At 39.1% G+C, this 13,105-nt stretch carries 20 protein-coding genes and 2 pseudogenes; 16 read left to right on the top strand and 6 right to left on the bottom strand.

Features of this window, described 5'->3' with window-relative positions; all coding sequences use genetic code 11:
• Positions 1-24: 24 nt before the first annotated feature.
• From ArsFIN_RS07000 to istA, 3 genes and pseudogenes are all read right to left on the bottom strand, one after another.
• Positions 25-468: a hypothetical protein gene (locus ArsFIN_RS07000; protein WP_135677604.1), complete on the bottom strand. Its 444-nt coding sequence runs from the start codon at positions 466-468 to the stop codon at positions 25-27.
• A 55-nt stretch (positions 469-523) separates the two neighbouring features.
• On the bottom strand, positions 524-1,285 hold the full coding sequence (gene istB, locus ArsFIN_RS06995) for an IS21-like element helper ATPase IstB (RefSeq protein ID WP_135677409.1): 762 nt from the start codon (positions 1,283-1,285) through the stop codon (positions 524-526).
• Positions 1,272-2,311, bottom strand: a pseudogene (gene istA / locus ArsFIN_RS06990) (IS21 family transposase). Before istA ends, istB begins: the two are co-directional and overlap by 14 nt.
• An 82-nt stretch (positions 2,312-2,393) precedes the next feature.
• Between istA and ArsFIN_RS06985 the strand changes: the two are divergent.
• Both ArsFIN_RS06985 and ArsFIN_RS06980 read left to right on the top strand, forming a co-directional pair.
• Positions 2,394-2,702, top strand: coding sequence for a pentapeptide repeat-containing protein (locus ArsFIN_RS06985; RefSeq protein WP_135677603.1), 309 nt, complete (start codon positions 2,394-2,396; stop codon positions 2,700-2,702).
• Positions 2,703-2,717: 15 nt separating this feature from the next.
• Positions 2,718-2,975, top strand: coding sequence for a hypothetical protein (locus ArsFIN_RS06980; protein WP_135677439.1), 258 nt, complete (start codon positions 2,718-2,720; stop codon positions 2,973-2,975).
• A 16-nt stretch (positions 2,976-2,991) separates the two neighbouring features.
• Here ArsFIN_RS06980 and ArsFIN_RS06975 read toward each other — a convergent pair whose 3' ends face one another.
• Positions 2,992-3,417, bottom strand: coding sequence for a CCDC90 family protein (locus tag ArsFIN_RS06975; protein ID WP_135677602.1), 426 nt, complete (start codon positions 3,415-3,417; stop codon positions 2,992-2,994).
• Between the two features lie 85 nt (positions 3,418-3,502).
• Between ArsFIN_RS06975 and ArsFIN_RS26965 the strand changes: the two genes are divergently transcribed.
• From ArsFIN_RS26965 to ArsFIN_RS06910, 13 genes are all read left to right on the top strand, one after another.
• Entirely contained in the window at positions 3,503-4,291 is a 789-nt protein-coding gene (locus ArsFIN_RS26965) for an antA/AntB antirepressor family protein (protein WP_210409095.1), read from the top strand.
• A gap of 1 nt (position 4,292) precedes the next feature.
• Entirely contained in the window at positions 4,293-4,613 is a 321-nt protein-coding gene (locus ArsFIN_RS06960; RefSeq protein WP_135677441.1) for a hypothetical protein, read from the top strand.
• 197 nt (positions 4,614-4,810) lie between these two features.
• The gene (locus ArsFIN_RS26260; RefSeq protein WP_167876649.1) at positions 4,811-4,960 is read left to right on the top strand and encodes a hypothetical protein; all 150 of its coding nucleotides are present in this window, start codon (positions 4,811-4,813) and stop codon (positions 4,958-4,960) included.
• Complete coding sequence (locus ArsFIN_RS06955; protein WP_135677442.1) at positions 4,957-5,256, top strand: hypothetical protein; 300 nt, start codon at positions 4,957-4,959, stop codon at positions 5,254-5,256. The genes ArsFIN_RS26260 and ArsFIN_RS06955 overlap by 4 nt, the downstream gene beginning before the upstream one ends.
• A gap of 1 nt (position 5,257) precedes the next feature.
• Positions 5,258-5,923 carry an ATP-binding protein gene (locus tag ArsFIN_RS06950; protein WP_135677443.1) on the top strand — a complete coding sequence of 222 codons (666 nt, stop codon included), beginning with the start codon at positions 5,258-5,260 and terminating at the stop codon, positions 5,921-5,923.
• Positions 5,920-6,480, top strand: a complete 561-nt coding sequence (locus tag ArsFIN_RS06945; protein WP_135677444.1) for a DUF669 domain-containing protein — start codon at positions 5,920-5,922, stop codon at positions 6,478-6,480. Before ArsFIN_RS06950 ends, ArsFIN_RS06945 begins: the two co-directional genes overlap by 4 nt.
• Positions 6,481-6,496: 16 nt before the next feature.
• Positions 6,497-6,673, top strand: a complete 177-nt coding sequence (locus ArsFIN_RS26255; protein WP_167876670.1) for a hypothetical protein — start codon at positions 6,497-6,499, stop codon at positions 6,671-6,673.
• 22 nt (positions 6,674-6,695) lie between these two features.
• On the top strand, positions 6,696-6,941 hold the full coding sequence (locus ArsFIN_RS06940; protein ID WP_034250100.1) for a hypothetical protein: 246 nt from the start codon (positions 6,696-6,698) through the stop codon (positions 6,939-6,941).
• 87 nt (positions 6,942-7,028) lie between these two features.
• Positions 7,029-7,805: a KilA-N domain-containing protein gene (locus ArsFIN_RS27295; RefSeq protein WP_246067207.1), complete on the top strand. Its 777-nt coding sequence runs from the start codon at positions 7,029-7,031 to the stop codon at positions 7,803-7,805.
• 189 nt (positions 7,806-7,994) lie between these two features.
• Positions 7,995-8,237 carry a hypothetical protein gene (locus ArsFIN_RS06925; RefSeq protein ID WP_135677445.1) on the top strand — a complete coding sequence of 81 codons (243 nt, stop codon included), beginning with the start codon at positions 7,995-7,997 and terminating at the stop codon, positions 8,235-8,237.
• Positions 8,238-8,245: 8 nt separating this feature from the next.
• Positions 8,246-8,857 (top strand): MT-A70 family methyltransferase, encoded by a 612-nt coding sequence (locus ArsFIN_RS06920; RefSeq protein ID WP_135677601.1) that lies wholly within the window; start codon positions 8,246-8,248, stop codon positions 8,855-8,857.
• A gap of 16 nt (positions 8,858-8,873) precedes the next feature.
• On the top strand, positions 8,874-9,116 hold the full coding sequence (locus tag ArsFIN_RS06915; protein ID WP_026823455.1) for an excisionase: 243 nt from the start codon (positions 8,874-8,876) through the stop codon (positions 9,114-9,116).
• Positions 9,073-10,116 (top strand): tyrosine-type recombinase/integrase, encoded by a 1,044-nt coding sequence (locus tag ArsFIN_RS06910; RefSeq protein WP_026823456.1) that lies wholly within the window; start codon positions 9,073-9,075, stop codon positions 10,114-10,116. The genes ArsFIN_RS06915 and ArsFIN_RS06910 overlap by 44 nt, the downstream gene beginning before the upstream one ends.
• An 86-nt stretch (positions 10,117-10,202) precedes the next feature.
• On the opposite strand, the pseudogene ArsFIN_RS06905 reads toward ArsFIN_RS06910, so the two are convergent.
• Positions 10,203-11,203 (bottom strand): annotated as a pseudogene (locus tag ArsFIN_RS06905) (FHIPEP family type III secretion protein); the annotation flags it as partial.
• Positions 11,196-12,347, bottom strand: coding sequence for a flagellar biosynthesis protein FlhB (flhB, locus tag ArsFIN_RS06900; RefSeq protein ID WP_026823457.1), 1,152 nt, complete (start codon positions 12,345-12,347; stop codon positions 11,196-11,198). The gene flhB and the pseudogene ArsFIN_RS06905, both read right to left, overlap by 8 nt.
• Positions 12,348-12,736: 389 nt before the next feature.
• On the opposite strand from flhB, the gene ArsFIN_RS06895 reads away from it, so the two are divergent.
• Entirely contained in the window at positions 12,737-13,048 is a 312-nt protein-coding gene (locus ArsFIN_RS06895) for a DUF5339 domain-containing protein (RefSeq protein WP_026823458.1), read from the top strand.
• The last annotated feature ends 57 nt before the right edge of the window (positions 13,049-13,105 follow it).

The raw sequence follows: 13,105 nt of genomic DNA, 5'->3' as shown, positions 1-13,105 counted from the left end.
CGCCATTACGGCGCTATTCGTCTATCAAAGCTTTCCGATAGACAACCATTTTCCTGGGTTGCCACTCTCAACGCAAATCCAACCAATGTCACCACCAGCTACGGGGCTTAGTGTTATAACTCTATCTCCCGCTCTCCAATCAAGGCCATTATTAGGACGGCCTCCTTTAGGGACTCTGCCGAAAGCCCAATCCCCATTAATGCTCACATCATAGCTTGATGGCTTAATGTTTAAGCGAGGAACAGTGCCGCATATTCTTAGCGTTTCACCAGAAAAATCAACTCCGCCATTCATGTCATTATTTAATAATTTCAATACACCTCTTGGCACATTTTCCACATTATTACCATCAGCAGAGATGCTTCCTATGAAACTGCATTCTGATATTTCTATTGATGAATAACGCTTAATCCAAGGTGCAATCAATACTATATTGTTAAAACTTACTTTATTAATGTCAACGATCACCGAAAACTGATCCACTTTTTATCTAAATCCGATCAATCAAAATTGATCCACTGTTTTACTCAGTTATTGCTCCTGAGCGCCGCTTATCTTTCAATCGGTAGCTTTCACCGCTTAATTGCAGTACATGCGAATGATGAAGTAAACGATCAAGCATAGCGGCAGTTAATGTTGCGTCATCAGCAAAAGCACTTGGCCATTGCCCAAATGATAGGTTACTCGTCAATATGACACTGCCATGCTCATAGCGCTTGGCAATCACATTGAAAAACAGGTTTGCTTCTTCTCGCCCAAACGGCAGGTATCCAATCTCATCGATAATCAACAACTTCGGGGCCATCACCGAACGTGATAGATATTGTTTGAGCTTATTTTGTCGTTTGGCAGTTGAGAGTTGCAACATCAGTTCAGCTGCCGTGGTAAAGCGGGTTTTCTTCTTGGCCTGTACTGCTTTTAATCCTAACCCAATAGCTAAATGCGTTTTGCCTACACCGCTTGGGCCAAGCAACACGACATTTTCATTACGTTCAATAAACGTTAATGCGCTTAATTCCTGTATGTGTTGTTTGGGGATCCCCGTTGCAAACTTAAAATCGAACGTATTAAGTTCTTTATGTGCTGGGAATCCTGCCATCCGACTCAAAAGATTACGAGTTCGTTCATCTCGTTGTTGTTGCTCACATTTTAACAGGGACAGTAAAAACTCTCCGTAGCTTTTGTCTTGGGCAATGCATTTTTCGGCAAGTGATGACCAATGAGTCGGAATAGAATTTAATTTCAATGACTCACACAGGTGTTCAATTTGTTCATGCAATAACATGTTCACCTCCCAGTAATGCTTCGTATACGCTGATTGAGTGTTGCAAACTGACAGATTCAAGGGGCGGTACGATAGGGATATTAAGCGTATTAGTCTGTGGGATAGATTGGCAAACCCTTGCTGGTAAGGGTAGAAGAGACTTCACTTCCTTAGCTAATCTATCTGCTGGCTTCTCTAACGTTGTTCCATGAATTCGCTGATGGGCAACGCGTTGTAACCATGGACCCACTTTTGCATTAGCTATTTCAATATCCAGTTCAAGATTATGAGCACGAAGGTCGGTGTTTAATGGCACGATAAAGCTGTTTTTTAAATAGTGGTTAAAGCGCTCTACTTTCCCTTTCGTTTTTGCCCTGTAGGGCTTGCAAGCCTTCAATTTAAACCCGTAATCTTTCGACATTTGAAGCATTTCGACATGTAATTTATGATCACCTTCTGCATAAGCATCCCGTTCGATGATGAGGGATTTTGCGTTATCACACAATACTTCCTGTGGTACACCACCAAAGTAGTCGAAAGCTTCTCTTAAACCTTGCTGCCACGATTCTGCTCGTTCATTATCAAAGAACTTTACATAACTCGCACGCGAATAGCCTAGCGTTGCAACAAACGCTTTCAGCGATTTTTTACCTCGCCGGATGCTGGTGAAGTCGATTTGCATTTGTTGACCTGGCTGTGTTTCAAAACGGACGACTACTTCGGGAACAATGCTTGGTTTAAATTGACAAACAAATCGGCGTAATTGAGCAATACCACCTTGATAGCCGTTTTCAACTACCTCATCAAATAAGACTGTTGCAGGGATCCAATCAGGTTTAGCCAGTTCAATTCGCTGAAGCAAATAAGGTTTAAAGGGGATAATTTAGTCGGTTGTTGACTTCTTTTAGCATAAGTTGGCATTGTCTGTTGTTGTAAATGATGTTTTACGGTGTTACGGGATATACCCAACTCACTGGCAATTTTTCGAAGGCTTTGTCCTTGTGCAAAGCGAACATGAATATCCACAAATATCTCCTTGGTTAACATAAATTATCCGTACAAAAATGTGCGAATAATACCAAGTGGATCAGTTTTAGATGATCGTTAGTGGATCAGTTTTGCATGATCGGTGACACTACATGAAGCCGACCTCCGTCGAGCCAATCTATGGGGAGCCGACCTAAGTGGAGCTTATTTACCAGATGACACATTTGTAATTATGGGTGAAACCTATCCAATAATGATTACAAATGGAGAATATCTTCGTGCAGGATGTCAACATCATTCGGTAGAAAAGTGGCGACAATTTAGCAAAGAAGAAATCGTGAACATGGATGGCAGAAAAGCGCTTGAGTTCTACCCTCGCTTACTTGATATGCTGGATTTTTACCTGGGAAAAGGTGAGCGCCCTGACTGGTTAAACCAAACGGCACAATAACAAGGAGTATACATAATGAGATTGGACAATCCACGCATTGTAACAGCAAAACATCCCAATATGGGTAATCTGGTTGGCGTAACTAATGGCAGTCGTGATTTGAGCGATTCAATATACTTAAGCAGTATTGATATTCGTGATGATGATGACAGAGAAGTACGCACTTTTAAGACAATCATACAGTGCTTAACGAATGAAAATGATCGTCTTAAGAAAGAGAATCACAGACTGATGAAGATATACCGTGAAATTGGCGGGCTGTGCAGGATTTGAACCTGCAACTGAAGAATTAGAAGAATTTGAGTATTGCCGTTGCAGCACTAATAGTCACAACGATTACACCACCAAGTTTTAAAAGTAGTCCAGTAGCAATATGTTCAACATCCTTACGAATTAAGGCTATCTGAGCGTCAGTTTTTTCAAAACGTGCTTGTATCTGGGCTTCGTTCTTCTCAAAACGAGCAGACATATCTTTGCGGACATCAGCTATTTCAGCAGATAAGTCTTTACGAACATCAGCAATTTGAGCTTCGGTTTTTTCAAAGCGAGCAACCATATCTTTACGTACGTCTTCTAAATCGCGTTTAGTCGCTACATCAGCAACCTCATGCGATCTACGTACAACAAGTGAAATAGCCTTAGCTTGCTGACTAGTAAGTCCAGCCGTTTGAAGCTCTTCCGATGCTTGTAGTGTATCAAATGCAACCTGACCCATAGGAAATCCTCCTTTTTGGTAAGTATAACGGGTTTAGGGGTCAATCTGCAAAATCTTTCATCAATTAACTTTGAGGAATATCCTTATGTCAATTTTAATCAACATCGAAACAAAAAACATCAATGACGCATTAATCCAAACGGTTAATGCCCGTGATTTACATGCGTTTTTGGAAAGTAAGCAAGACTTTTCCACATGGATAAAAAAGCGAATTTCAGATTATGGATTTGTTGAAAATAAAGACTTTATTCGCTTCCACAAAAAAATGGAAGCCAACAACGCTACTATAATCGACTACTACATTTCCCTCGATATGGCGAAAGAGTTATCAATGGTTGAGCGCAACGAAAAAGGCAAACAGGCCAGACAGTATTTTATTGAATGTGAGAGACAGGCAAAAACGGCTACACATGTTATTCCACAAACGCTTCCTGATGCACTACGGCTTGCTGCTGAAATGGCAGAGAAAGTTCAACATTTGTCATTAGTTAACAAAGAGCAAAAAACAGAAATTGATTGCTTAAAAAATCTATTCCAGGTTGGGATGACACCCGTTCAGTTTTGCAAGCAGCTTAATGGCGTAAACATTAACCAGGTTAATTTATTTCTCGAATCGCGTCATTTTCTCTACGATGCAGAAAAGGATATCAGCAAGGCTCATGTCTGGCGTGTGCATTCCTATGCGAGAGACACGTATCTAACCGAATCCCCCTTCATCATGACAAACGATTACGGGCAACGTCAGTGTTACAAAATCGTTCTGCTAAAAAAGGGGGCTACATGGCTATATAACCAATACTTTAAAGGTAAGCTACCGATGAAGAAAGACTGGAATGGTGAATTCACCCACGACAAATATAGTCAGGTGGCCTAAGATGACGATGAATCAGGACGTTATTATTGCTCGTATCATTGCGGCATCCAAAGATATTTTTGCTTGCGAAAAAGCCATCGTGACGCTGAAAGATATTTATCATTCTGCCATACGCCAATATTTACTCAAAAATGGTGACCCTAGAGCGCATTGTGGTTCACTTAGCCCAGAAAAACCAGAATACGAAGGCGTCATCGAGCATACAAAGCCCCACTATAGGGCGTTAATGAAGAAAAAGCGTGAACTCTATAACGCACATCGTCGACACCGCAGAGCAACACAGGCACTACTTAAATATCAATCAAAGAAATCGGACGAATAAAGACCGTATTCTACAAATTAATCACATCTGAATATCAATTAAGAGCCAAAAACATGAACCAGCTTAAGCAGCAGGAGCTTCGCTACGTCTTAAATAGTGACAGCTTCGCCAGAAAAGACACCATAAAAATTATCCCCACCGTGCTAATCATCGCGTTGGCAAGCCTCGTTTTACTGTTAGCAAGATAGGAATAACTCATGACTTTATTTGAATTAACTCAGTTGCTCAAGGTGCAAAGAAAAAGCAATGAGCTTAAGGAGCATAACAAATATGAACATCAACGTGAAGTACTTGGACACCTAAACGTCCCTGTTAGCTGGCAGGATTTTCGAGGAGATTTTACATGAAAATGCCGAGGCTAACGGATAAAAGGAGATGCCTATCAAAAGAAGACGCGATTGCCTATGCAATACAACAGATGGACGCAATCAGGCAAGGAAAAGAACCTTTATCGCCATCGATGAAAGAAAAACGTCAAGCAATGGAAATGTACGATAAAGAAGCAAAAGCGCTAGAAAAATTAATAAGTCAGTTATCGATAAATACTCACCAAACGATAGATACTAAAAATAAAGAATACAATCCTTTTATTGGTCAGGAACTAAGAGATGGACCATTAGGCGGAAAAATAAGGGGTGATTAAAATGGGAACAGCAACTTTAATCCTAGGTGAATCAGGAACAGGTAAAAGCACTAGTTTAAGAAATCTTGATGCAAGTAAAACGTTAATCGTTCAATGCATAAATAAACGCCTGCCATTTCCCACAAAACAATGGAAATTAAGAAATAGCGACAATCCTGATGGCAATATATATCGCACTGACCAAACCGATAATATCGTAGCCGTTCTTAAAAAAGCTCCACATGAAATTATTGTTATTGATGACTATCAGGCTGTGATGGTTAATGAACTCATGGCTAAATGTAATGAACGAGGATACGACAAATTCACTTCTATTGGTAAGAATGCCTGGGATGTGTTTAGAGCTGCTGGTGAGGGTTCTGAGCATCGGCGGGTTTACATCCTGTCTCACACTCAAACCGATGACTTCGGCAGCGTTCGGATGAAAACGGTCGGTAAATTAGTTGATTCAACGCTTGTACCCGAAGGATATTTTACTATCGTTTTACGAACACATGTATCAAACGGCTCTTACTCTTTTTCAACTCAATCAAATGGCAGTGATTGCTGCAAAAGCCCTATGGGAATGTTTGATTCTCAACTCATTGAAAATGACTTAAATAAAATAGATAAAGTCATCTGCAACTATTATGGCATTACATCACAACAAGAGGAAAATAAAGTATGAATCACAACATTATTTTTACTTATACAGAAGAATCTGCCCTTGCTGCTTATCAAGGGGGGTTCATTAATGAATCAGGCGCGTATGTGATCACAATTGCAGAGGCAAAATTAAGCAAAAGTGATAAAGGCGCTGAGTTTATTGAATTCTCTGGTGAATCGGAGGATGGCAGAAAAGTTAACTATCTAAGTATTTGTTGTAAGAAAAATGACGGCACGGTAAACCCTTTCGGTCAAAATATGGTCAATGCCATGATGGGATGTATTGGAATTCAGCGAGTAACCTCGGTTGTCCACAACAATAACCTGGTTGCGCCAGAATTCCATGGCAAAAAAGTAGGACTTGTTTTGCAAAAAGTTCTAAGAACGAAGAAAAATGGCGATGAAAGTTACAGCTTTGATATCCGTATGCCATTTGTAGCAAACACTGGACAAACGCTTTTAGAAAAAGTTGAAAACAAACCCGCTCAAGCAGTTAAAAACCTGTTGCGTACTCTAAAAGATAGAGACGAGCGTAGACCAACCCATACGCCAGTAAATAATGAGTTTAATCCTTTTTAGACAAGGAGTTCCTACCATGTGGATTTTAATCTTGGCCATGTACGCCAGCCCTTACGCATCAAGTAACTTTGCAAGTGTTAATACTCAGGAATTTGACACTGAGAACATGTGTCAATTTGCCGCTAAACAGTTTGAGCGTGAGTTTGAAACGTTCAAGGATATCAACGCCAAAGCGATTTGCGTTAAGAAATAAGCCAATTTTAAAAGGTTCAACCATGAAACTTAACATCATCAAACTATTAATCACGACATTATTGTTTATCAGCGCCGCCTTTGCTTTCGAACTGATAGTTGGTCACATTGCGCACGCCGATACCGTCATTGACCCACAAATCAGGTTTAAACGTGGCGAATTAGGCAATATTCAATTAGGCGGACAAGAGCTACTGGTTATTGGCATCATGCTAGTGCCAGCTCTTATGGTTTATTTGGGGGTATTCCTCGACACATTGAAGAAATAGTTACAGAACAAGAAGTCCATTACCCACCCTAATCTATTCCACTTAATTAATACCCATTCATCAATTTTAATATTGAAGGATAACTATATGCGAAATTTAACAAATGAACATTACCCTATCATTGCTGGCGTAGAAATCACGACAGACTCAGATGGTCGTTTCAACCTGAATGCGTTACATAAAGCCAGTGGCGGCAAAGATGCTAAACGCCCTAAAACATGGCTTGAGACAAAACAAGCCAAAGAGTTAATTGAAGAGCTAAGGCAGAATTCCGCCTTAGGTCAAGAAGTAATCAAAGTTCAAAAAGGCGGCATAAATCCAGGCACTTTTGCTCATGAGCTGTTAGCCATTGAGTATGCTGGCTGGATTTCGCCAAGATTCAGATTGATGGTTAATCAAACCTTCCTGGATTACAAAACAGGAAAATTAGCTCCTGTCACCCCAACAACAGACTGGTTAGATAATCCTGCACAATTACGAAAAGTGCTGATTAGCTATACCGAGCAAGTGGAAAAAATAAGCAGTGAGCGTGATGAAGCTATTAGAACAAAATCACAAATCAGCCGCACTCGTGAAGCTTCTGCAATGGGTAAACTCAGCGTTGCTACCCGTAAAAATCGGGAACTGACAGAACGACTAGGAGAAAGTGTTAAACATGCCACTATCACAGCAGTAAAGAATGCCACAGGAAAAGAGTATAAATTTGCCCCACTTCGCAGATGGTGCCGTGAGAACCAGATGGAGGCAACCGAAGTACCCGATATTCGTTATGGTCAGGTTAAGTCATGGCCTGCTGAATCATGGCTACAGGTATACGGTATCAATCTGAAATCGTTATTTGCTAATAGCCAACGTATTCACTAGAGATTGACCACTATTTGGTATTTCTGAATCACTCAAAAAAAGACCAGCGCAAGGCTGGCAATATTAGGGAAATATTAGGGAAATGTTGTGGTTACGAACACACAACGGCATGAATATATCATAATTAACTGAAGTTGATCAAATTTTGATCAGAATGGTAATCATTTGATTGGTAATGGGAGTAACTGTATGAATAACATCCATGAATACCGAACAACGTTACACCATGTCAAAGTAGGGATGCAGGTTATTTATCATGGTGAAAGGATGAAAATAATTAGATTGAAGGAGAAAAAATTAACAAACAAAGGATTGATATATCAATTTGATACCGATGGAGAAAACGGAACATTAACCGGAAATGGCGGTAATAAAATCACTGTGTTAGAAAAAATAGACGACTTGCATAAAAGTAAAAGCGGGTATGTTTAGGAGATGACGTGAAGTATGACCTGATACTCGCAGACCCACCCTGGCAATACCAAAACAAAGCATCAAACGGCGCAGCACACAATCACTACAACACCACTGACTTTTACTCCCTTACTCGACTACCTATAGAAACCATCGTTAATGATAACTCCGTACTCTGCATGTGGTATACGGGTAACTTTGCGCTGGAAGCTATCCGGTTGGCGGAAGCATGGGGATTTAAAGTCAAAACCATGAAGGGATTTACCTGGGTCAAGCTCAATAAGTTAGCCAAAGAGCGGATCTCCAAAGCTATCAAAAAAGCTGAGCTATCTGATGCTGATGACTTTCTGACATTACTCAATGCTGAAACACGCATGAATGGCGGTAACTACACCCGCAGTAATTCAGAAGATTGTTTAATTGCCATCAAGGGAAAAGGACTAGAACGCAAGGACGCTTCCATCAAACAAGTTATCTACGCCTGTCTCGGTGAACATAGCCAAAAACCAAAAGAAGTCCATTACCGATTAGAGAAACTTTACGGTGAGGTGAAACGTATCGAACTTTTTGCTCGTGACAAAGTGCAGGGCTGGGATCTATGGGGCAATGAAGCGCCTGAGAATAGTGTGAGTTTTTGAATGAGGATAAATAAACATGATTACTTTAGCGGAATGGAATGCAAGGAGGGATAGGCCAAGAAGAATGGACACTGTCAGGGGATGGGTTAGAAATGGGTTAATCCAGCCTCCACCCATCAAAGATGGCAGGGAATATTTAGTTGAAGAGTATGCAATCAAAGTTAACGGCGTTAACCAGGTTAGTCATAAAAGTATGTTGCTGCAAAGGATAGGTCATGACCAGAATCAGAAAAATAAAAAATCGGGATTTGCCCCCTAACCTATACAAAAGAAACGGGTATTATTCCTATAGAGACCCACGTACACGGAAGGAATACGGTTTGGGTAGAAACAAAGCCTATGCAATTAACGAGGCTATTAGTGCAAATCAGTTATTGCTCAATGCAGAGAAAGTTAAGCCACTGACAGAAAGAATAGAGGGACACGGATCGGTCTCTTTTCATGAGTTTTTGGATAGGTATGAGGAAATTCTGCGTGCAAGAGGTTTGAAAGAGAAAACAATGAAAGATTATAAACATAGGATTAGTGTTATAAGAAAAGAAATGATTGATGTACCAATTGAAAGCGTAACAACTAAAAATATTGCTGATTTACTTCATCCATTTATTAACAAAGGAAAGATAACAACAGCAAAATTAATGCGTGTATTTTTAAATGACTATTTTAAAGAGGCTATATCATTAGGTATATTAAAAATAAATCCAGTTACCCCAACAAAAATACCGAAAATAAAAATACAAAGAGCAAGACTATCTTTTAATGATTTTACAGCTATATTAAATTTAATTAATGATGAAAATCATTGGCTGACAAAATCAATGAAAATAGCTCTAGTAACAGGACAACGAATATCTGATATTTCTAAATTAAAATGGAAAAATATTTATGATAATAAATTATGGATTATTCAACAAAAAACAGAGTCAAAAATAGCAATCCCTTTAAATATTGAAATAGTAAATATTAAGTTATCAAAATTATTAGAAATAAAAAACGAAAGATCAGAATATATTATTACAAATGGAGATAAAAAATTGTCAACAGATAAAATATCTAAGACATTTGCTAAGTTTAGAGATAAATCTGAGTTGAAATGGGAGGTAAATCCACCTTCTTTTCATGAGATTAGGAGTTTATCAGCTAGATTATATACCGAGACTATGGGAACAGATTTTGCCAAAAAACTACTTGGTCATAAGTCAATTGAAATGACAGAAAAATATCAGGATGAAAGGAATAACGGTTGGGTTGAGTTATAATTTATAGTGAATGAATAGTGAATTATAGTGATAATGCATTTCTATTATATTGATAATTAACGATTAATTACAATGTCAACTAATACCGGCTTAGCTGAACGCTTCATCAACTTCCAACCAATGAAACCTAATAGCAAAGTAAACAACAGAAAACAATATTTGGCATACCTGGAACTAAACCAAGCAAACCTAATACACCGGCAGTTAACATCAATACTCGTGGATTATCGAACAGTTGACCTAACATCTGCTCACCGACGTCTTCATCAGTTGCTACGCGGGTAACAATCACGCCGGCGGCGGTAGAAATAATCAATGCCGGAATTTGCGCGACTAGGCCATCACCAATGGTTAATAGTGTGTAGATACTGGCTGATTCACCCAGCGTTAAGCCATGTTGCGCGACACCAACCACTAAACCACCAATGATATTGATAGCCATAATCATCAATCCGGCAATGGCATCGCCGCGTACAAATTTACTGGCGCCATCCATTGAACCATAGAAATCAGACTCTTGGGTTACTTCTTTACGTCGCGCTTTAGCTTCCGCTTCATCAATCAAACCGGCATTCAGATCAGCATCAATCGCCATCTGCTTACCTGGCATACCATCTAAAACAAAGCGTGCTCCGACTTCGGCTATACGACCAGCACCTTTAGTGATCACCATAAAGTTAATTAGGATCAGAATAATAAAGACCACTATGCCAATAGCAAAATTACCCCCCACCAGAAAATGGCCGAAGGATTCGACAACCTTGCCTGCCGCCGCTGATCCCGTGTGTCCTTCTAATAGAATAACTCTAGTTGAAGCCACATTGAGTGACAGCCGTAATAGCGTTGAAAATAGCAAAATGGTCGGAAATGCCGCAAATTCAAGGGTGCGCTTGGTAAACATGGCCACTAATAACACCATAATCGAGAGGGCAATATTAAAAGTGAACAACATATCTAGTAAAAAAGGCGGCAATGGCAAAACCATCATTGACAAAATTAATAGGATCAATATCGGTCCAGCTAAAATTTGCCATTGGGTATTTTTTAAGTCTTTAGGTAGACGCAATCGTGAGGCTAAGTTAGCCATGAGTATTATTATCTCCTGCAAAATCCAGTCCCTGAGGTACTGATACATTGGTTGGTTTCTTTGGTTTCAATCCGCCTTCTCGCTGCCAATGTCTGAGCTGATATACCCAGGCCAACACCTCTGCTACTGCGGCATAAAGTGTTGCCGGAATATGACCACCGACTTTGCTATGGCGATAGAGCGCTCTTGCCAGAGGGGGTGCCTCCAGCACTGGAATACGATTTTCTTCACCCAGTTGCTTAATATTTAATGCAATTAATCCCGCTCCTTTTACCAATACTTTTGGCGCTTGCATGGCTTGATTGTCATACTGTAATGCCACCGCATAGTGGGTCGGGTTGGTAATAATAACATCGGCTTTCGGCACATCAGCCATCATTCTGCGACGGGAAATCTCTCGCTGCTGCTGACGAATACGCGCTTTAATATGTGGATCACCTTCCTGCTGTTTGAACTCATCTTTAATTTCTTGGCGTGTCATTCTGAGTTTTTTCAAATGGCTGCGCAGCTGATAAATAAGATCAAAGCCCACTAAGGGAATAAGCATAAAAATGGCAATATAAGCGGCAAATATCATTAATTGCGTAGCTTGACTTAATGCCAAATGTCGTGGTTCAGTGACTAAGTGAAAAAAATGAGGAAGATTGACCCATAAAAAAAGAGTGATACCAATAGAAACTAACATTACTTTCAATAATGCTTTAAACAGCTCAGCCAATGCATTAATTGAAAATAGGCGTTTTAATCCAGTGATTGGATTTAATTTTTTCCAGTCAAATTTAATCGACTTAAAATTAATATGTATCCCACCAAAAAAACTAGGGGCAGCAAAGGCGATTAATACCAGTCCAGCTATAATCGGTAATAATGCGTTCAGGCCTATTTTAACCGACTCAAACACTAAATTAGGCAATAGCTGACTGTTATATAAAATATATTTATCAAAATAAAAAGTCTGTGAAAAAAGTGCATGCAGCTTTTGATAACAAGAATGGCCACAAATCCAAAATAGCGAAACACCAGCAATTAACATGAAAAAAGAACTTAATTCACGTGAACGAACAACCTGTCCCTCTTCCTTTGCTTTTTCCTTTTTTCTAGCGGTGGGTTCTTCGTTTTTTTCTAAATCACTCTCTTCTGCCACTCCCTTTTACCTCGTTGATATTCTTTTGACAAAGGAAAGGCGCTAAGCTTGCCATAATAAAATCAACTCAAAAGGGAAATAACAAAGAAAAAATAGTTATTATTTATGCTATTAAATAAAATGAAAAAATATAATAACCGAAATAGCGCTCATTTTGTCGCTATTATAACATGCTTAAATTACGGCTAATTAGCTATTGCTATTAATTTGCCACAATAGCGATGAACGATCGTGTTATCTATTTGCCCTGGTTTTTTCTTGATTTAAAAAATACGCTTTTCATGCCAATGTATAATTCATAGCTGAATAAAATCATTAATATTTCACATCTGAATAAAATGAATCTATACTTTTTAAACTACATAAATATTATTTGGTTAGGGATTATTATGAGAAAATTACTAGTAATTTGTAGCATAGGTTTATTCGCATTTATTATCACTGCTTGTTCAGAAGAAGAGAAAAAAATTGACTATATCGGGGCAACTGATACTTGTAAAACTTATTTCTCTGAAGTAGATTCCTTAGTTACTAAGGCATCTGAAAATCCACAAACTAAGGCTCAACTTGATTCAATCAAAAATCAGCTTGAAGATGGTAAAAAACAGATCGTTGCCCTGCCTAGAGATCAGCAAGATAAAGCTTGTCAGCAAGGCATTGAAGCGATGCGGCAGATAAAACAGTCGTTAAATATGAAGTAAACAATATTCTATCATCGCTTTATAAGAGATACATTGCTTATTTTACTTTGAATAATC

The organism is Arsenophonus nasoniae, from assembly GCF_004768525.1.
GTDB lineage: Bacteria > Pseudomonadota > Gammaproteobacteria > Enterobacterales > Enterobacteriaceae > Arsenophonus > Arsenophonus nasoniae.
This window is presented reverse-complemented; position numbering and strand designations above follow the sequence as displayed.